This window comes from Sphingobium vermicomposti (genome assembly GCF_011762025.1).
Taxonomy (GTDB): domain Bacteria; phylum Pseudomonadota; class Alphaproteobacteria; order Sphingomonadales; family Sphingomonadaceae; genus Sphingobium; species Sphingobium vermicomposti.
In genome coordinates this window covers 323,315-342,749 of sequence record NZ_JAASQR010000001.1, presented here as the reverse complement: position 1 = coordinate 342,749, position 19,435 = coordinate 323,315, and the positions used below count along the sequence as shown (strand labels likewise).

The following is a 19,435-nucleotide window of genomic DNA, read 5'->3' as shown; positions in this document are numbered from 1 at the left end:
GTCAATGCACGAACAAGATGGGCAGGCGCTGATTTCCGAGCAGCTCTCGCGTTACGCCTCCGAGGACGAACTCGACGGCTCGCGAGCGGCCATAGCCGCCGACGATGAGCAGGTCCGCGTTCTGATGCGCCGCGAAGAACTGGAGCGCCCCTGCTGTCCCGCGAGTTGCCGAGCTTGTCGCGTGAACATTCGCGTTGTGACCATGGCGCGCGAGATGGCGAGCAATATGCATTCCAGTGAGCGGCTGGCCGGATTTGGCGCTCTCGAGCCCATCGACAATCACCACATCGATCTGCGAATTGGGCTCGACGAGATTCAGGGCGGCTCGTGCGGCCCTGAATGCTTCGAGCGATGCGTTCCAACCGAGCGCCACATGCCGGGCGGGAGAGGGTTTCCAGGTTGCCGGCATCACGAGCGTCGGAACTCCGGCAAAGATCAGCGCTTCGGTGATATGACGCCGCAGGCCGTCATTTTGCCAGCGATCGGCGCCGGGAATGAGCGCGACATCGGCATACTGGCCTTCCGCTTTGGTCAGCCCCGGCAGCAGCGTCGTGGCCTCGAACAGTCCTCGTACTTCGACGTGGATGGCTGCATTCTTGGCGCGCTCGCGTACGGCCGCCAGATGCTCGCTCTGCTGCTGATCGGACACGGTCAGGACCTGGGCGTATGCCATGGGATCGATCGCTGCCGCGAGCGAGAGGTTTTCCGTGATCACGATGACCGTAAGCGTGGCCTCGTACTGGCCGGCATATGCGAGGGCTTGATCGACGGCGCTCATCGAAGATGGCCAACCATCGACAATGGCCAACACGTCTTTGATCGGTGCATTTCTGTTCATGCCGCCAGCATGGTGCGGTAGAGGCTGCGTGGCACTCCGTAACTTTACCAAGGGCAGGTGCTGGCCGGCTAAGACACGCCGCGCCCTTGTGGCTCGGCCGCATCAAGCCATTCAGGATGAGACCGGAGCCGATTGGGGCGGGATGAGAACCGCAGCGCCGTCCAAGGCCCCGACGCGCAAGCGCTCGAGCGCGATGTTCGCCTCTTCCAGGGGAAAGGGTGTCGTGACGGATCTGATCCGGGCCTTCTGGACAGCGGCGAAGAAGCTGACGCCATCTTCGCGGGTGAGATTGGCGACGGATGCGATGGTGCGCTCTCCCCAGAGATAGCCGTAGGGAAAGGAGGGAATGTCGCTCATGTGAATGCCGGCGCAGATTACGCGTCCTCCCTTGTGCACCGCTTGGAGCGCGAGAGGGACCAGCGCGCCGACCGGCGCGAACAGAATGGCGGCATCGAGTTCCACTGGAGGAGCGGTATCCGACGATCCTGCCCAGACACAGCCGAGCGAACGGGCGAAGGTCTGCCCGCTTTCGTCACCAGGCTTGGTGAAGGCATAGACGTCCCTGCCCTGCCAGGAGGCGATTTGGGCGACGATGTGGGCGGCAGCACCAAAGCCGTAGAGCCCTATGCGATGCCCCTCTCCCGCGGCACAGAGCGATCGCCAGCCGATGAGCCCGGCGCAGAGCAGGGGCGCGGCCTCTTCATCGGAATAGATGGCGGGAATCGGGAAGCAGAAGTGCGCATCGGCAACCGCATGGGTCGCATAGCCCCCATCGCGCGTGCAGCCTGTAAACGCCGGGCTGTCGCACAAGTTCTCGCGACCGGCGCGGCAATAGCCGCAACGGCCGCAACTGTGGCCCAGCCAAGGTACGCCCACCCGGTCCCCGGTCTGGAAGCCCGCGACACCCTCGCCGAGAGCCACGACCTCGCCGACAATCTCGTGCCCGGGTATGATGGGGAGCCGCGCATCGACCTCTCCATCGAGGATATGGAGATCCGTTCGGCAAACGCCGCAGGCGGCCACCCTGATCAGCAGTTCGCCGGCTCCGGGCGTCGGAATGGCACGGAAGACGAGCCGGAGCGGGCCTCCGACCACATCAAGTTCCATGGCCAACATTTCGGTCATAGTCCGGGGACCAGGTTGCGTAGCGAGCAACGCGACTATTGGAGCTGCTTCGAAACTATGACCAGAGTGGAATCACCGGGATAGCCTTTGACCGTGAAGCCCGAATCTCGCTCGACCTCGATGGCCTTCTGATTGAGCCGGCTCTCTACCGCCTCCAGCGTCTGGATGCCCTGGGTTCGGGCATAGTCGGCGGCGTGATTCAGCAGCGTCCAGCCCACGCCCCGGTGCTTGAAATCGGCGCGCACCGCGATCGCGACCTCCGCGCGCTCGCGCGATGGATCGATGGCGATCATCGCGGTGCCGACGAGAGTTCCATTGTCGACGAACGCGAGGAAATCCTCCGTCTGTTTGTGATCGACATCGACCATGATCGCGATCTGTTCGTCGGAAACCTCCAGCATGGCCGTCAAGAACCGAAAGCGAAGATCTTCCGAAGAAACTCCTTCGAAGAAATCCTTGAGCAGCGCGCCATCGCCTCGGTCAACGGGGCGCACGGACAAGCCCAGACCGGAATGAGTGACAAGCTCGGTGAAGGACGAGACGTTGGACATATGCTATTCTCGCTTTGAACCTCGGGATCGTGAAGAGAGCGAAAATTCAGTCGCCGACCAGTTCACGTGATCTGAAAGCCGCTCTCGACACGATATGAACCTGTCCGGAGAATAGCTTGTTCAAGCGGCTGGCGGGCTTGGGAATGTTACGTATTCCCCGAAGGCCCACCTCGGAGCAGAGGTGCGGCGCCTCGCTGCTGGCGACCTTGGTCTAGCCGTGATCGGGCACCTGTCCGGCAAACCTGCCTTGGAGAGTAGCGGATGACCGACACGGAGTTCATCGAGAACCGGACCTTCGACGAGATCCAGCTCGGCGATCAGGCCAGTCTCTCGCGCACTCTGTCCGCCGCGGATATCGAGCTCTTCGCGCTTGTTTCAGGCGAGGAGAGTCCGTCCGACATCGAAGCGGACAGGGTCGATTCCGAATCTCCTCGTCGTGTTGTCGCGCGTGGCCTATGGGGCAGCGGACTGATTTCGGCCGTGCTCGGCACCGAACTGCCCGGCGCAGGCACGACCTATCTGGGCCAATCGCTGCGATTTGTCCGCCCGGTCGACGTGGGCGATGTCATCACGGCGACGGTGACGGTTGCAGAGAAGAGGATCGAGGGCTGCGTTCTCGTCCTGGACTGCCGATGCGTCAATCAAAGCGGAGAGGTCGTCATCACCGGGCAGGCGGAAGTGGGCGCGCCCTGCGAGAAAGTTCGGCGGCCGCGCATGGCGTCGCCCGATGTGCGGGTGGCGGCGCATGACGGATATCGCCGGCTGATCGAGCGGACCCAGGGCGGTGACGCGCTGGCGACAGCGGTGGCGCACCCATGCAGCGCAGCGGCCTTGGCGGCAGCGGTGGATGCCGCGGAAGCACGACTCATCGACCCCAGGAGATCAGGATCAGACGCTGATTTTTTTCTGCAAGCCCTTCACGCCTTCACACAGCAAAAGCAGCAGTACGGGTAGTACAATCAGGAACAGCCAATCTCCTGCTTCCAAGGATGAGAAATGGAGCATGGCTCGCAGCGGCTCCACGCTCAAGATCAATCCGCACGCCCCCAGCACCGCCGCCGCAACGTAGCGCAGCGAGGCATTGTTGCGCCAGAAGGCGCGCGTGAGCGATGTGCTGAATGACCGGTGCACCAGCACCAGCGCCATGGTGGAGGCGACCAGCCCGAAGAACAAGACCGTCCTCACTCGATCGGGTGCGAACCCCCAATAGGTCGTGGCGATCTGAGCCCCCAGCAGCAGCGCGAAAGTGATGCCGCCATAGACGATGCTCGGGGCAATCAAGCCCAAGGAAAAGAGGCGTTTGGCAGAATCTCGCGGTGGTCGGCGCATGCTGTGTTCCTCGTCGCGCTCGACTTCGAAGACGAGCGCGCAGACGGGATCGATGATCATTTCCAGCAGCGCAATCTGGATCGGCCCGAGCACGAGCGGTAAGCCCAGCAGCAGCGGCGAAAGCGCAAGCCCCGCGATCGGGACATGCACAGCGAAGATGAAGCCGATGGCCTTGCAAATATTGTCGTAGATGCGGCGGCCCAGCCGAACGGCGACAATGATCGCGCCGAAATCATCCTCCACCAGCACGATAGCCGATGCCTCGCGCGCCACGTCCGTGCCGCGCTTGCCCATTGCGATACCGATATGCGCCGCCTTGAGCGCCGGCGCATCGTTCACCCCGTCGCCGGTCATCGCGACGACTTCCCCGGCCGCCTTGAGCGCGGAGACGATGCGCAACTTCTGCTCCGGCATGATGCGAGCAAAGACCGCAACCTCCTTCGCCCGATCGGCCAGTTGGGCAACCGTGAGCGCGCTGATCTGATCGCCCGTCATGACGGCGCCCGATACGATCCCGGCCTGCGCGGCGATCGCCTGCGCAGTGGCGGGGTAGTCGCCCGTGATCATCACCACCCGGATTCCCGCAGCCGCGCATTGGGCGATCGCTTGCGGAACCCCCGCCCGCAACGGATCGATCAGGCCGATCAGGCCCAGCAGCGAGAAGGCGTGCGCTTCATGCCCCTTGTCGCGATCCTCCGGCGCAATCGTCGCGTGCGCAACGCCCAGTACGCGAATCCCGCGCGCTGCCATGGCGCGCACGGCCTGATCGAGAGCCTGGTGCGCATCTGTGCCCAGCCGGCAAAGACGGGCTATCGCTTCGGGCGCGCCCTTGGCGGTCACGGCCAGAGTTTCTCCCGCACCCGTCTGCCACACGTTGGACATCGCAAGGAGGTCGGGCCGCAGCCCATTGGTGTGCGCCAGTTGCCACCCTTCCCGCAGAGGAATGCGGACATCCTTCGCGGCGTTGTGGAACGCCACCTCCATCGGATCGACCGGCACCGGAGCGCTCGCCAGCGCCGCCGTTTCGATCACAGCCTGGAATTCGGGCGAGGGAAGACCGTTGCCGAGCACCGCCGCCTGCCCTGACGGGAGCCACAGTTCGGTCACGGTCATGCGGTTCTGGGTCAGCGTCCCGGTCTTGTCGGTACACAACACCGTCGCGGCGCCCAGCGCCTCAATGGCGGAAGCGCGGCGGGTGAGCACGCCCACCTGCGCGATGCGCCAGGCGCCCATGGCGAGGAAGATGGTGAGAACGACCGGGAATTCTTCCGGTAGCAGGGACATCGCAGTCGCGATGCCGGCGAGCAGAGCCGCCATCCAGTCACCGCGCAGCCAGCCATCCAGCAGAACGACGAGGAGCGCGACCGCGATCCCGCCGACTGCGCACAGGCTGACCATTCGCGCTACCTCCCTCTGGAGCTGCGGAGCCTGCGTCTCCAGCGTCGTCAAGGTGCGCCCGATCTGACCGATGCGGCTGCGTGGGCCGGTCGCGCTCACCCGCGCGATCCCGCCGCCGCGCGTGACCACCGCGCCCGAAAAGAGATGCGGCGTATCGTCGCCGCCCGGCTCAGCCTGGTCGAGATCACCGGCTTGTGCCGCGCGCTTGCGCACCGGGACGGATTCGCCGGTCAGCAGGGATTCGTCGGCTTCCAGCTCCTGCACCTCGATCAGCAGCGCATCGGCGGCGACACGGTCGCCTGCTTCCAGCACCAGCATGTCGCCATGCACCACCTCGCGTCCGGGAACGCGCACCGTCTCGCCATCGCGGATGACCAGCGCGCGCGGTGCCGATAGGTCGCGCAGCGCCTCCAGCGTGCGTTCGGTTCGCGCTTCCTGAACGATCGTAAGGAGGATGGAGAGGCCCGCGAAGCCGAGTAGGACCAGCGCCTCGGTCTTGTCGCCCAGCAACAGATAGATGGTCCCGGCCGCCAGCAACATCGCGAACATCGGCTCGCGCAGCACTTCGGCCGCGATCCGCAGCGGTGTCCGCCGGTTCGGGCGGGGCAGTTCATTAGGGCCATCCTCCGCCAATCGCTGGCGCGCCTGAGAAGCGGAAAGACCAGCATGATCAAGCTGTTTTCCTACACTCATCCTCGGTCGTGTCCCCCTGCAAAATGACCCACAGGCAGCGTCAGGTGCCGGACGATCGCCCCCATTGCCGTGGATTAATTCAACTACGAACTGTTCCTGCTATGATCTCATCTGTGGGTCTGAAAGAAGCTGCAAGAGGAAGCGCTGGTGGATAGGTCGCCGCTCACACAAACCAGTCCAAATGCTACTGAGTAGGCGGAGTGTATTCGGAGTTCTGAAGCGTAAGCATATAGGCCACAAGATCATCTATCTGAGCGGGCTCGATCGCAAAATTCATTACTTCGGGGTAATTGTGCGAGTCCCTGAGCCAAGGCTTCAGCGTGTCGGCGGTCAGTCCGGGCGCATTGACCACGGCTTCGAAAGACGGCGCTTCGCGCTTGGGTGAAATGCCCATGTTCACCGCATGGCAGGCCGAACAATGCGTCCGCGCGAAATTGAGACCCCGCGCCGACGCGCCGTCCACTGGTCTGATCGCGGTCGCGCCAGACTCAGACTGACCCGCCACCATCGATCCGTAAGCAGCCGTGGCCGCAACAAGGCAAGCTAGAGCAAGGATCATACGCACCGTTTGAATTGCTTCCTCCTAGGGTGTCCGACGACGGGGGAGTGGGGGCGATCTTGCCAGAATTTCGGGGGGTGCAGCGTTAACGCGAGCCAAATACAGGGGTTGAGAAGCACATCAGCCATGCCCCGCTGCATGATCGCGACCACGAGCGGGACGGCTCGGAACATTTGATAATCTTCCCCACCTGCGGGCAGCTCAATGACTAACGCGTTCAAGATTGCGCGGTTGCCTGGCCCGCCCCCATCAAGCGCGCGACAGCATCGCCAAGCGCGTGCTCGCGGAAAGGCTTTTCGAGTACCTGGCCGAAGCCCTGCGCCAAGGCACGCGCGCTGAGATCCGCCGAGGGGAAGGCGGTTATGAGCACCGCAGGACCCGACCAGCCGGTCTTCCGCAATCGGGCGAGCACTTCGATGCCGTCGATCTCCTCCAGTCTAAAATCTGCGACGAAACAGCAGGCATCGCGTGTCAGGGGATCTGCCAGAAGCGCAGCGCCCGTGGCATAAGCACGGACATCGAAACCGCGGGCCCGGAACAGTAGCTGCAATGATCGGCGAACTCCGGCGTCATCCTCCACCAGGAGAAGCCGGGGACGCTCCCGAACAGGGGGTGCAATAATCTCGCTTGCCATGACACACCATCGAACCCAGCGTCATTGCTGGTCGGTCGGGGTTGTCAGGAAATCGGGGCGGGGTCGCTACGTAACTGTCCTGACCCCGTCAGCCCGTGATGCCTGCGGAAAACGCGATCCGGAGCACTTCCGAGAGGCTGCGAACACCCAGCTTCGTCATCAGGTTCGCACGGTGCACCTCGACCGTTCGAGGCGAGATACCCAGATCGTAGGCTATGGTCTTGTTCGGCAATCCTTGGGCGAGACCCTTGAGCACGTCCTGCTCCCGTGCCGAAAGCCCCGCGATGAGGACCGCCGCGTCCGCGGCGCGGCTTGCACGCCCTGCGGTATCCGCGAGACGGTCGAATGCGCTTTCGATTGCCGTGAGCAAGACCGCTTTCTCGAACGGCTTCTCGATGAAATCCACCGCGCCAGCCTTCATGGCGCGCACTGCGATCGACACGTCGCCATGGCCGGTCAGGACCACCACCGGCATGGAGACACCACGCTCGCTGAGCTGCCGCTGGACTTCCAGGCCATCCAATTCCGGCATTCGGACATCGAGCAGGATGCACCCATGCTCGGCATTCTTCGCGTGCTTGAGAAACTCCACGCCGGAAACCCACGGCGTGACTGTAAACCCTGATTTCCTGAGCATAAAACCCGCAGATCTGCGAATAGCATCCTCGTCGTCGACGATGTGAACGACACGTTTATCTTCCATCAGGGTTCTCCGCCTCCGCCCGTATCAAAATAAAGTGGAACTGGGCACCGCCTCCCTCTGCAGGCTCCATCCAAATGCGGCCGCCATTGGCTTCGACGATTGTCCGGCAGATGGAGAGTCCAAGTCCCATGCCATCCGACTTCGTGCTGACGAAGGCCTTGAAAATCTGTTCCGCCAATTCGGGAGCCACGCCCGGACCGGTATCGGCAACGGTGACCCGCACGAAGCCGGGCTGATCGGGCACCGTGCGTATCGTCAGGAGCCGCTGCACGGACTCGCCCATGGCTTCGACCGCATTTCGGATGAGATTGACCAGAACCTGCTGGATCTGGATCTTGTCGACAAGGACGCTTGCGGCGTCATGATCGATGTCCATCCTCGTCTGGATCGATTTCTCGTTCGCCCCCAGCAATCCGAACGCCGCGGCTTCGTTTATCAGCTTGGGCAGGCTTTCGATGGTCTTCTCGACTTCGCCGCGGGCGACGAAGTCGCGCAGGCGGCGAACGATATGCCCGGCCCGCATGGCTTCACTGGCCGCGTCGCCAAGCGCATCGCGAATTTCTGGGAAATCCTCGGGATCGGGATCGGCCAGAAGATCGCGAACGGCTTCGACATAGTTTGCCACCGCAGTGATCGGCTGGTTCAGCTCGTGCGCAAGCGTCGATGCCATGGTCCCCATTGCGCTCACACGGGCAACGTGGATCAGTTCGGATTGGAGTTCCTCCAGCTTCTCCTGCGTACGCTGGCGATCGGTGAGATCGCGGATGAACCCGGTAAATAACCGCTGCCCCTCCCCGGTGGCTTCCCCAATGGATAGTTCCATCGGAAATGTGGAACCATCCTTGCGCATGGCGAAGACCACCCGGCCGATACCGATGATGCGCCGCTCCCCGGTGCGAAGATAGCGTGCGACATAGCCGTCGTGGCGTTCGCGATAGGGCGACGGCATGAGCATGCTCACATTCACCCCCACTACCTCGGATTGCGTATAGCCGAAGAGGTTTTCGGCGGCCGTGCTGAAGGAGACGATGATGCCGTGCTCGTCGATCACGATCATGGCGTCGGGGACCGTCGAGAGGATCGAGCGGAGATGGGCCTCGCTATTCTGGAGCGAACTCTCCATCGCGCGCTGATCGGTGATGTCGCGAACGATCGTCGCAAAGCCGCGCAGCCTGTCGTCCGTATTCTTGAGGGCGGTAATCGAGATGTGCGCGAGAAATTCGCTCCCGTCCTTGCGCACTTGCCAGTCGTCGAGCTCGATCTTTCCCCGTTCCGCAGCCTCTGCAAGGAACAACATGGGCTTACCGGCGGCAACCGCGTCGGAAGGATAGAACAAGTGAGTCGGCTTGCCGAGCATTTCCGTCGCGGTCCAACCCTTCAGCCGTTCGGCGCCCTGGTTCCAGATCGTGACGTTGCCCTCGGGGTCGAGCATGTAGATCGCGTAATCCTCGGCGCCGTCGATCAAAAGATTCAGTTCTTCGGCCAACACCGCCGTGCTATCGGCTAGTTCGCGCGCGGCCGAGACGGTTCGGTGATGGTTGCGCCAGAGCAGGATCATACCTGCCAGGAACAGGCCGATCGCGATCCACTGACTGACCGTCGTTGGCCAGTTGTCCACGGCGATAAGCGCGACAAGCGTCATGGCGGTCACGCTCGCGATGACAAGAGCGTCAGGACGCAACGCGACGAGAACCATCGCAGCCACCCCGAGAGTCACGAAATAGTGGACACGCTCATCGACATGCTCGGCCAGCTGCTCACGTGTAACGAAGGCGATGACGGCGATCGCGAGCCCGGCGAGAACAGCGGTCACGAGCTGGCGGCGCGCGGACCTGTCCATCAGCGCCGCCGCAGAGAAATGCCCTGTTCCCTCGGAATGCCGTTCGGTGTCGGAAATGATCCTGCCCCCTATCCACTCTCGCAGGAAGCAGCGCGACGCGGATGTCTCCCCTTTCCCACAGTTTTTTACCAATTGTGAGTCTGCGGAGCCACCAAAAGTTGTGTGGCGCGCCCATGGGAGGTTGGAACCCAGCCGGATCGGGATCGACGACACACATCCGGCTGAACCGCGACCGCAGCATGGAACAGATGCGGATTCCCATCGGAGCCCGGCGAAGCTAGGCAGTCGTCATCCCAAGAGCTTGCTCGGACTGACGGAGATGGAATGCGGTCGAATGAAGGACAGAAATGGGTAGGATGGCGGAAGTGCGTTGATCGCGCTCATGTCCGGAACTCCGGACCTTGGGGGATCTTTCGTGAACGTCCCTGATACCGAACTGCTGCGGACGCTGGCCGCCTCACTTGCGGTCGGCATCCTGATCGGGATCGAGCGCGGATGGCGGCAGCGTGACGCGTCGGATGGAAGCCGGGTCAGCGGTCTGCGCACTTTCGGCCTGCTCGGCCTCATTGGCGGCATCGCGGGCCATCTTCCCGAACTGTTGGGCGCCGTGATCGGCATCGCCGTCCTGGCCAGCCTGGTTCTGGGGTATCGCGGCGAGTTAGCTCGGCAGGGCAGCCTTTCAGTCACCACCACTCTCGTCGGGGTCATCACCTTCGCGTTGGGCTATGTTGCGGCGGAGGGGTTGGTGAGCGAAGCGCTCGCCTTGGCCGCCGTTACAACACTCATCCTCACACTGCGGGGCCAGGCCCATGCCATGTTGAAGGGAATGTCCAAGCAGGAAGTGGAATCCATCGCCCGCTTCGCGCTCGTCGCACTTGTCATTCTGCCTTTGCTGCCCGACGCGAACCTAGGTCCTTGGAACGCCTGGAATCCGCGCAAGATCTGGATGGTCGTGGTCGTCGTGCTCGGCCTCTCGTTCGCGGGCTATGTGGCGACCCGTCGTCTGGGCGCGGAAAAGGGTATCATGATAACGGCGCTGTGCGGATCGCTCGTCTCATCGACGGCTGTCACCGCTGCCTACGCACGCCGGCTGCGCCAGAAGAACGGTCCGGAAGGCCCGCTCATCGCGGGAATTGCGCTGGCATCGCTGGTGATGTTCGTCCGGGTTCAGATCCTCTCGGTCGCGCTCGTTCCCTACACAAGCCGGTCGCTCGCCCTGGCTATGGTCCCGGCATTCATCGTCGGCGGAATGACGACACTGCTTGCTCTGCGCGCGCGGGGTTCTGAAGCTCATGCCGGTGAGGTCAAGCTCGGTAACCCGCTCGATTTCGGGCCAGCGCTGCTTCTCGCCGGCCTCGTTGCGGTGATGGCAATCCCAGCGCGTTGGGCGCTTGATCGTTTCGGAGACCAGGGGATTATCGTCGTCCTGGGCCTGACAGGAATGTGGGATGTCGATGCGGCAGTCCTGACTTTAGCCGGCATGCCTCGGAACATGCTTGACGGGGAGACGGCCGGATTGGTGCTCGCCGTTCCCGTGCTCGTCAACACGGCGTTCAAGGGCGTTCTCGCGTTTGGAATCGCGGGACCGCGCCGACAAGGTTGGAAGGCAGCTGCCCCCCTGTTCGCCTCGGTCCTCGCCTCGGGAGCGGGGATCGCCGCATTGATATCCTTCGGATAGATCGGCACGGTCTCCGCTGGATCGCGACCATAGTAAGTTCCCGGATAGAGCCTCTGCTGTCTGATCACATAGACCAGACGCATCGCAGGCGGCTGGGCAGGAAGGAGCACAAAAGGTGGACGTCGCAGTTTTCAGTACCCGCAACTACGATCGGGAGTTCCTCGACCGAGCAAATAACGCAGCCGGAGGTTTGCACGAATTGCGATACTTCGAGGCCGGTCTTTCCGAACAGACGGTCTCGCTCGCGGCTGGTGCGGGCGCGGTCTGCGCGTTCGTGAACGACCGCCTTGATCGCGGCGTGCTTACCGAACTTCACGCGCACGGTACGCGGCTGCTCGCGTTGCGAAGTGCCGGCTTCAATCATGTCGATCTCGAAGCGGCCGAAGCGCTCGGGATCGCGGTCGCGCGCGTGCCAGCCTATTCACCGCAGGCGATCGCAGAGCACACCGTCGCATTGATCCTCTCGCTCAATCGCAAATTGCACCGAGCCTATGTTCGGGTTCGAGAAGGAAACTTCGCTCTGGACGGACTGCTTGGTTTCAATCTCGGTACTCGCACGGTCGGGATCGTGGGAACCGGCAGGATCGGGGCGGTGGTGGCGCACATCCTGCGGGGGTTTGGCTGCCGGCTCCTGGCATTCGATCCCGCCCCGGATGAGGAGCTCAGGCGATTGGGGGTGGAATACGTCGAATTCTCGGAGCTGATGAAGCAATCCGACATTATCTCGATCCACTGCCCGCTGACGCCGCAAACGCACCATCTCATCAATGGCGTCTCGCTGCAGATGATCCGCAAGGGAGCGATGCTCATAAATACGAGCCGAGGGGCCGTCGTGGATACGCCGGCCGTCATCGCCGGATTGAAGTCGGGCAGGATTGGAGCGCTGGGTCTCGACGTCTATGAGGAGGAAGGCGATCTCTTCTTCAAAGATCTATCGGACACAATGTTGCAGGATGATGTGTTCGCGCGCCTGCTCACTTTCCCCAATGTCCTGATAACAGGTCATCAGGGGTTTTTCACTCGCGAGGCTCTAGCCGCCATAGCCGAAATCACGATCGAAAATATTTGTAGTTTTCAAAAGCATGGTCGAGCGCTCTACCAGATTGGAACAGAGCTTCTAGCTTAGGCGCACGCTAGTCGTGCCAAAAGGCTTCCGGTCGCCCGCTGCACAGTCGCGCGGTTGATGAAGCATCAGATCGCATCCCTATGTCCCCCCACGACTCCTCGCCTTAAGTCGTCGGCCCGTGAACAAGGCAGTGACAAAACGGCCAGCCGATGCTCGAAAGCATGGACGCTCCCCTAAGGAAAGGCGTCAGCGGCGTTTCCAGTACAGTGCGAGAAGCCCAGATGGAGACCGACATGAAGCCGTTCACCCGTAGGATGTTCGCCGGTGCCCTGTCTATGGTCCTGGGAGCTTATGCCTTGTTACTTCACAGCCGACTCGGGGGTCTGCGTAAGGCATTTACGCGGCGTGAGTTTTGCCCTTTGATCGGCGCGCAGGGCAAGCCTCGCTGAAGCGAATTCTACCGAACGAAGGGACCTTTCAGCGTCGTGGCGGCTCACCGCGAAGATCACGTCGTAATGCGTTTTTTGCAGCTGCGCGTCGGCAACCTCCAGCTGCCCCGGATACGTGGCCTCCGCCAGCTTTGTCGCCGCGTCAATCGACGCCTGACGATCTGCGCAGCCCGCCAGCACCGCCGCCACGCACAGTGCGAACACCCTGCCTGGCCAAGCGGCCATCATATGCGAAAGCCTGCCGAAGCCGCGACAAGTCTCCGCTCGGCGGAACGCTTCATCTTATCCGCGCGGACCCGCTTGATCCGCACACAGTTAATCCGCGCAAACTGGGACACGGCTCATCGTCATCGCCCCGCCACCGAAACCGGGGGTCGCGCGATTGACCCAGCGCACTTTCTTGCAATTCTTCGTCTTGCTGGCGCGCGCGCTGGTTCTCGATCGCTGCTCGGTTGATTGTCTGCGGGCCTGCTGGTCAAGCCAGCGATCGGCGCTGGCTTGACCGTCACGAACCAGGCGGCGCCGGTATTCCGCCTTGTTCGCGGACCATGCAGCCTGACGTTCGGCGATCGTAAGCGGCCTCGCGCCTGTATCCGCGGAGTCGGGCCGATGCTGACTTTGCGCTGCGGGTTGGCCGGCCAAAAACAATAGAGGTCCCGCCAAAACCGCGATCGTCGTTTTCGTTCTTCGCATCCCCAGACTCCGATTGTCTATCGATCCACCCTTAAGAAGCCCGGCAGCCCGCCACGAGTTCCAACCGACCCGGCACTTGCTAGCCCTTTGGACGCGGCGGAATGACAAGCACCGCCGCCGCGCAGGATCATAGTTTCACCAGCTCGACGCGCCGGTTCTTCGCCTTCCCTCCATCCGTATCGTTCGGCGCCACCGGAGAAGCCGATCCGAAACCCTTGGCGGTCAGGCGGCCGGCATCGATGCCCGACGCGATGAGCGCGGACCGGACGGCGGCTGCCCGCTCGTCGGACAGTTTGCGGTTGCGTTCAGCGGGGCCAGTATCATCGGTATGGCCGTTGACCGCCAGTTTCAGGCCCCTTTCCTGTTTCAGCAGCTCGGCGATTGCATCGACCTGCGGCCGGGAAGCCGGAAGGATGGCGCTGGCGTCCGATGCGAAATTGACGTGGACGATGGCCTTGCCATTCTTGTCGATCGCCTCTTTCAACGCGGAGACCGGCAACAGTGACGCGGTCTGCTCGAACGCTTTCTCCTGACCCACGATATACCAACCCTGTGCGCTGTTGGTGACGAGGTGGACCCAGATGTTCCCGCCCTCGCGGCGGATCACGAAGGTCGTCGCCGGGCGATTATACACGTCACCAAGGCCGGCCAGAAATCCCCCGGTGATTTCGTCGCCCCAGCTTTTGATGGTATCATAGGGGATCTGCGCCTCGGATAGCTTCACTCCGCCAAGCTGGGTGATCATGCTTTCGAAGTTCCGCTTAACCTCGAACTCCGACATGTCCTTGCCCTGGACCGGGGCGAACGCCGTTCCGAAAAACTTCCCTTCCACCCATACAGGTGCGTCATTCACCCAGAAGGGAAAACGCGCGAAATCTTTCGTGAAGGAGTCGCGCCGCTCCGTGGTGTAGCCATCGGGCAAACTGAAATAGGGAAAATCCCCGAGCGGGGCGCTGGATTCCGGGATCTTCGCGATGTCGAATGCCGCGGCTTTGCCTGCGTCCTGATCATTGTCAGCGGGAATGGCGCCCGCGGCAACCGGAAGTGCCTCGTTTTCTGATGACGCGCTCTCTGCATTCTGCTTGCAGCCAGCCAGTAATGCGGCCGACAGCATGATCATTATCATCTTGGAGCGCATCATCATCCTTTCTTGTTGAACATGGAAGCTCGCCCCTCTCGGGGAGGGAGCATGACCCCTTGGCCGCGCCCATTATCCCGCCAGGCGCGCCAGTTCTATCCCTACCCCCTCATTCCGGTTTTCGGGCCAGCCGCCCAACTGCCCCTGCTTCGGCGGCAAGGTTGCGATTATAGGCGAGTGGCATGCGCGGACTCTTCCAGCGTAGCGCATCCATGATGCCGGCGAGATCCTCGCCGCTGGCGAACAGGTCCTGGTTGAGTCCCACCCGCGTCGAATGCGCGCTGACCCCCTTGAGCAGCCGTTCCAGGTCATCAGCAGTCAGATCGCTTAGAGCACCGCGCCTGAAGGCCCGCTGGATCATAGCGCGCCAGATTTGCCCTATTGATCCCGGACGGAGAGCCCCCTCCCCCACATCATATTCTACCCGGGCGGGAACGGCCTTCTTCGGCAGGGTCTTTCGCAGATCCCAGATCTCGCGCCCCGAGATGCTGGCGAGCGTCCGCTTCTTCACCGCAGCGCGCGCCTTATAGCGCCGCACCTGAACTCGGCGGAACAGCGGGCCAGCCTCGATGCCGGCGGCCTCCATCCACGTTGTGATCGCGCGCACCGAGCGTGGGCTGAGGAACGCGGTCGCCCCCTCCCCTTCCTGGTCGCCCTTGGCGCGCGGGATGGCGAGCAGCCGGGCTTCGGGATCGAGCGCGTCGAGCATATGTTCGACACAGACCGCCACCAGTTCCGAGGCGCGCAGGCCGGTGTCATAGGCGACCGACAGCAGCGCGCGATCGCGCAGTTCGGGCAGATCCTCGCTGCAGGCTTCGAGCAGGGCGCGGACATTGAGCCCGCGCGGGGTTTCGGCGGCGACGTCGCGGACCGGCCCCTTGAACCGCAGGGGTCGCGCCTGCGCCTGAGCGGTGCCCTTATCGCGTCGGATCGCGCGGAGCCGCAGCTTGACCAGTTCGGCTTGGGTCGGGTCCTTGAGCTCAAGCAATTGGTGGATTTTGGCGATCGACGCCTTGTAGCGGCCGAGCGAGGCGGGCTTCGCCCCCTGCCCCGCCCGGGCGTCGAGATAGTCGGCGACGATCTCGGGTGTCGCCGGCAGCGCGATCCGGCCCGTGCGCCGACACCACAGGTCGAACGCTTCGAGGTCCGATTTCAGCGCGCGGATAGAGTGCGGTGAGCTGGCGGACTGATACGCCGCAATCAGCTCTTCGTTGACGACGACGCGTTCCCCAGCCCGCATTTGGGTCACGGTCCAGGCAATGTCGGGCATAGTTGCGGCCGACAGGGTGACGATCGCACCGCCGGGCGCGGTCACACCGCCGTTTTCGGCGCTTTCGCGCCCATCTGCCCTGCTCGCGTCCATGGCCCGCCAGTAGCCCGCTTTATGGAAAGACGTCAATTATGCTTACGTGATAACTGCAATTATCGCATGTTAATCTACCGACCGTCAGAGTAGTTGTGCAGCGTTCTGTGCTTCAGTACACATTCCGGCATGGAGGCCGTCCATCCCCTTGCCGCCGATGCGGATGTTTCGCCCGAAGAATTGGCGTTCGCCCAGGCCGAATGCGCGCTCGCACTCGGCCGCCTCGACGGGCTGCTCGCGGGTCTCACGCGACCCGAAAAGCAGCTGTTTGGCTTGAGCCTCGTGCGCGAGGCGCTCTTATCCGCGCTCGCTCAGGCAGGGTTCGCCGACGCGGCGTTGCGCTTCAACGCCTGGTTTGCCGGGCTCGACCGCCCACCCCAGGAGACCCCCCTCACGGCCTGCTCCGCCTATGCCCTGGTCCGCGCCCTGCTGGCTGAACTGGGCCACCACCCCTGGGAACCATTGGCGAGGACCGCGCAGACGATCGCGACCGCCGCCCGTTTCGGCGCCGACCGTCCAGCCCATGCCGAAGACGCGCTGGGGGACGATGCGCTGGCGAAGGCCGCCGACCTGACCAAACAGGCCAGCATGAACGACGATTCCGCCCTGCCCTTCACCGGTCTGGCCCGTCTCAGCGCCCTGCTGCGTGCCGATCCCCTGTTCGCGCCGGTAGAGCGCACGGTGCGGAGCTTTTCGCTCAGCGGGCGTAAGGTCGCGGTCGAGCAGGCAGCCCCACGTACCCCGCTCTGGGCGGTCGATGCGGCGCTGGGGCGGGTGCTGAGCGCGTGCGGGACGTGGCGGCTCCCCCTCCCCTGCCCGGGCGCCGTGACGGCGCAAGCGCTGCAGCCGCAGCTCTGGCCCGGCGAACGCGCGCTGCTGGCCGCTCACAGCCTGCACGCCAGCGCTACGCGGCTTTCAAACCTGGTCGCGGACGCGCGGAAGCGCGCGGCGCTGATCGGCGAGCAGCTGGGGCACCTGCGATCGAGTGCGCGGGCACCGCAGGTGTGGACTTTGCTCGCCGGGTTCGCGCCGCTCGGGCTCGATCAGATCGGCTCAGCGTTCGGAGTCAGTCGGCGCGGCACCTATGCGATTGGCGACGCCCTCGTGGCAGCGGGCCTGGCGCGGCGGGAAACGGTCAAGGGCAAGGTTCTGCTTGTCTCGCAAGAACCACGGGCGATTTCGGGGTCCACCTCGCTCACCCAGGCTTCGATCCTGCCCGGTCCGGCGCTGGCCGAATTCGATGCGGCGATGGCCGAGATCGACCGGCTGCTCGGTAACAGTTCGGACCAAGTCTAGCGGGGAGCTTTCAGGGTATCGTCAGGATCAAGAACAGTCAGCACCGCTCCTTCCCCCTGCTTATCCTTCTCATGCCAGTGCCACAGCACCAGGTTCCACCCGCCCGGATTCTGGACTGACGGCACCAACGCGCCTTGCGCACCCGCCGCAATTAGCTCGTCCGTCAGCACCCAGCTCGGCGGTGTCTCGCGATCAAGAAACGCCATGGCTTTCCAGTTTGCCTCAAGGGCATCCTCGACACGTGTGTCGCATGACTCCGCCGTACTGGTAGTGAGATCCGCGATGGCTGCGGCGTCGAGATAGTAAGGAACAAGCGTTCCGGGTTTCGGCAGTCCCTGATAATATTCCGCTACTGCGGTGACCGCATCTGCAGCCAGGTAGATAGCCGGAACGCCCTTAGGATTCCAGCGACCGCCATAGAGCCGCGCGCCCTCCCCGGACGTCGGACTGAACTGATGGCGGATCCCGATCATCCGCCAGAGCGGAAGCGACAACGGCGCAAGAGCATAGGTCATTGCACCGCAATACCAGCGGGCGGAAACACGGCCACGGTCAAGCCTCTAAACCAGAGTGAATCGCGTCAGGAATAGACACCGGCGGCCATACGATCGAGATCCTCGATCACGACATCAGCATGGCCATCCTCGACCAATTCCTCAGCTGTCTTGCCAAATCCGGGCAGAGGCTGATGCTTGAACCAGATGATCGCCTTGCCTTCATCCCCGGCCAGGTCGGCAGCACGCGCGATGATCCGGGCAATTTCCCCCAGCTTGGCCTGCACAGCCGGGCTGCCGGGGTGTGTGGTCATGGTGTTGCGATTGAGGTGAGCAAGGCGCGATAGGCGCGTCATCGGCAGGCGCAGGCGTTCCGCCATGCGGCGCGGCGCGATCATGTCGCCCTCACGAATATCGTCCAAAAATGCGGCAAGCATGAGTGCACTCCTTGCCTATTATATGCACCCAAAAGCGTGTCGTTTCAATGAATCAATCGGCGTGTGCGGATCACAACGCCTCCGCGGCCGAGCTCACAGTTTCAGCACGCCGAAGAAATCAGGCCCAATGTCGATCCAGCAGCGCCTTCAAAGCCGCCTCCGCTTCAGCCCGTGTACCGCCGGCATGCGGGAGCAATGTCAGCTTGAGACCCTTGCGATCCACCGCCTCCACCTTCAACAGGGGCTTGCCCCCATCAGACACAATCGTTTCCGGCTTTCCTGACTTTTTGGGGGATCCTGACCTCTTGGGGGGATCAGCCGCCAAAGCGAGCGCGCGGATGACATCAGGAACCGGCATCGGCACCGCGCGCTCAGCCTGTACCTCCGCGAGCCGCGTCGCCTCGGAAAACACCCGCTGACGCCGGTCCTCCGGTTTCAAGAGAGGCTTGATCGCGGTGACATGCTTGATCCGTAAATCCTGAGGCAGGGCGAACGCAGCCATCAGTTCCGCCGGCAGCCGTGCCAGGTCAAGATAGCGGCTAAGCCAGCTTTCCGTGACATTGATTCGCTCGGCCATGACCTTCTGGCGCCCCTCATAATAGGCGTCGAGGGCGCGCAAATAGTCGCGCGCGCGTTCCAGGTCTGTAAGATCATCGCGCGCCCTGTTCTCGAGGTCCGCAAGCCGGAACGCCTCCTCGTCGGTCAAGTTGCGGATATCGACGAGGAACCGAAAATCCGGATAGTTATGGGCACGAAGCCAGCTGATTGTCCAATGCCGGCGCGCGCCGCAAATCACCTCGAAATCGACAGCAGGATCGTCCTTCACCCGCCGGACGATGGCGGGCATTTCCTGTTTGCCCTGCGCCTTGATGCTTTCGATGAGATCGGCGCACCGTTCCTCGTTGAGGAGCGCATATTCGCGGTTGTGCCCCGCCCACATTCGGCAGCGTGCCGGATCGACGAGTTCATGCGTGCGTGAGACGACACTGCCCGTCGCCAACTCGGCAAGCCGACTTTCTCGACCCGCCAATACGCTCGCGCCAATGCCCGGGCGCCGAGGGGTCGAGGCTTGCGGCGTGGGGTCGATTCCAGCGACCAGATCAGCCGCGAAGTTGGCGTTTTTCTTGCTCATCGTTCCGCCCTTCTACCCG

18 protein-coding genes are annotated in these 19,435 nt (G+C 63.0%); 4 read left to right on the top strand and 14 right to left on the bottom strand.

What is annotated here, in order from left to right; genetic code table 11:
- Nucleotide 1 precedes the first annotated feature (1 nt).
- From FHS54_RS01720 to FHS54_RS01710, 3 genes are all read right to left on the bottom strand, one after another.
- Nucleotides 2-838 (bottom strand): universal stress protein, encoded by an 837-nt coding sequence (locus FHS54_RS01720; protein WP_167302054.1) that lies wholly within the window; start codon nucleotides 836-838, stop codon nucleotides 2-4.
- A 111-nt stretch (nucleotides 839-949) separates the two neighbouring features.
- A complete protein-coding gene (locus tag FHS54_RS01715; protein ID WP_243855556.1) occupies nucleotides 950-1,963 on the bottom strand; it encodes a zinc-dependent alcohol dehydrogenase family protein in 1,014 nt (337 codons plus the stop codon).
- Nucleotides 1,964-1,998: 35 nt separating this feature from the next.
- Nucleotides 1,999-2,514 (bottom strand): GNAT family N-acetyltransferase, encoded by a 516-nt coding sequence (locus FHS54_RS01710; RefSeq protein ID WP_167302052.1) that lies wholly within the window; start codon nucleotides 2,512-2,514, stop codon nucleotides 1,999-2,001.
- A gap of 261 nt (nucleotides 2,515-2,775) precedes the next feature.
- Between FHS54_RS01710 and FHS54_RS01705 the strand changes: the two genes are divergently transcribed.
- Entirely contained in the window at nucleotides 2,776-3,468 is a 693-nt protein-coding gene (locus FHS54_RS01705; protein ID WP_167302051.1) for a MaoC/PaaZ C-terminal domain-containing protein, read from the top strand.
- On the opposite strand, the gene FHS54_RS01700 is transcribed toward FHS54_RS01705, so the two are convergent.
- The 5 genes from FHS54_RS01700 to FHS54_RS01680 all read right to left on the bottom strand — a co-directional run bounded on the left by FHS54_RS01700 (nucleotide 3,403) and on the right by FHS54_RS01680 (nucleotide 9,670).
- On the bottom strand, nucleotides 3,403-5,934 hold the full coding sequence (locus tag FHS54_RS01700; protein ID WP_167302049.1) for a cation-translocating P-type ATPase: 2,532 nt from the start codon (nucleotides 5,932-5,934) through the stop codon (nucleotides 3,403-3,405). The genes FHS54_RS01705 and FHS54_RS01700 overlap by 66 nt on opposite strands.
- 184 nt (nucleotides 5,935-6,118) lie before the next feature.
- Nucleotides 6,119-6,493, bottom strand: coding sequence for a cytochrome c (locus FHS54_RS01695; protein ID WP_243855631.1), 375 nt, complete (start codon nucleotides 6,491-6,493; stop codon nucleotides 6,119-6,121).
- A gap of 217 nt (nucleotides 6,494-6,710) precedes the next feature.
- Nucleotides 6,711-7,127 carry a response regulator transcription factor gene (locus FHS54_RS01690; protein WP_167302046.1) on the bottom strand — a complete coding sequence of 139 codons (417 nt, stop codon included), beginning with the start codon at nucleotides 7,125-7,127 and terminating at the stop codon, nucleotides 6,711-6,713.
- Nucleotides 7,128-7,215: 88 nt separating this feature from the next.
- A complete protein-coding gene (locus tag FHS54_RS01685) occupies nucleotides 7,216-7,830 on the bottom strand; it encodes a response regulator transcription factor (protein ID WP_167302044.1) in 615 nt (204 codons plus the stop codon).
- Entirely contained in the window at nucleotides 7,820-9,670 is a 1,851-nt protein-coding gene (locus FHS54_RS01680) for a PAS domain-containing sensor histidine kinase (RefSeq protein WP_167302042.1), read from the bottom strand. Before FHS54_RS01680 ends, FHS54_RS01685 begins: the two co-directional genes overlap by 11 nt.
- Nucleotides 9,671-10,040: 370 nt before the next feature.
- Here FHS54_RS01680 and FHS54_RS01675 point away from each other — a divergent pair, with 370 nt between their 5' ends.
- Nucleotides 10,041-11,348, top strand: a complete 1,308-nt coding sequence (locus tag FHS54_RS01675; protein WP_243855554.1) for an MgtC/SapB family protein — start codon at nucleotides 10,041-10,043, stop codon at nucleotides 11,346-11,348.
- Between the two features lie 115 nt (nucleotides 11,349-11,463).
- On the top strand, nucleotides 11,464-12,474 hold the full coding sequence (locus tag FHS54_RS01670; protein ID WP_167302040.1) for an NAD(P)-dependent oxidoreductase: 1,011 nt from the start codon (nucleotides 11,464-11,466) through the stop codon (nucleotides 12,472-12,474).
- A gap of 299 nt (nucleotides 12,475-12,773) precedes the next feature.
- Here FHS54_RS01670 and FHS54_RS01665 read toward each other — a convergent pair whose 3' ends face one another.
- From FHS54_RS01665 to FHS54_RS01655, 3 genes are all read right to left on the bottom strand, one after another.
- Entirely contained in the window at nucleotides 12,774-13,091 is a 318-nt protein-coding gene (locus FHS54_RS01665; protein WP_167302039.1) for a hypothetical protein, read from the bottom strand.
- 592 nt (nucleotides 13,092-13,683) lie between these two features.
- Complete coding sequence (locus FHS54_RS01660; RefSeq protein ID WP_167302037.1) at nucleotides 13,684-14,676, bottom strand: OmpA family protein; 993 nt, start codon at nucleotides 14,674-14,676, stop codon at nucleotides 13,684-13,686.
- 127 nt (nucleotides 14,677-14,803) lie between these two features.
- The gene (locus tag FHS54_RS01655) at nucleotides 14,804-15,964 is read right to left on the bottom strand and encodes a tyrosine-type recombinase/integrase (protein ID WP_167302655.1); all 1,161 of its coding nucleotides are present in this window, start codon (nucleotides 15,962-15,964) and stop codon (nucleotides 14,804-14,806) included.
- Between the two features lie 222 nt (nucleotides 15,965-16,186).
- Between FHS54_RS01655 and FHS54_RS01650 the strand changes: the two genes are divergently transcribed.
- On the top strand, nucleotides 16,187-17,353 hold the full coding sequence (locus tag FHS54_RS01650) for a hypothetical protein (RefSeq protein WP_167302035.1): 1,167 nt from the start codon (nucleotides 16,187-16,189) through the stop codon (nucleotides 17,351-17,353).
- Here FHS54_RS01650 and FHS54_RS01645 read toward each other — a convergent pair.
- From FHS54_RS01645 to FHS54_RS01635, 3 genes are all read right to left on the bottom strand, one after another.
- Nucleotides 17,350-17,868, bottom strand: coding sequence for an RES family NAD+ phosphorylase (locus FHS54_RS01645; protein ID WP_167302033.1), 519 nt, complete (start codon nucleotides 17,866-17,868; stop codon nucleotides 17,350-17,352). The genes FHS54_RS01650 and FHS54_RS01645 overlap by 4 nt on opposite strands.
- Nucleotides 17,869-17,933: 65 nt before the next feature.
- A complete protein-coding gene (locus FHS54_RS01640; RefSeq protein WP_009824070.1) occupies nucleotides 17,934-18,284 on the bottom strand; it encodes an antitoxin Xre/MbcA/ParS toxin-binding domain-containing protein in 351 nt (116 codons plus the stop codon).
- A 118-nt stretch (nucleotides 18,285-18,402) separates the two neighbouring features.
- Nucleotides 18,403-19,416: a ParB/RepB/Spo0J family partition protein gene (locus FHS54_RS01635; RefSeq protein ID WP_167302031.1), complete on the bottom strand. Its 1,014-nt coding sequence runs from the start codon at nucleotides 19,414-19,416 to the stop codon at nucleotides 18,403-18,405.
- Nucleotides 19,417-19,435 lie beyond the last annotated feature (19 nt).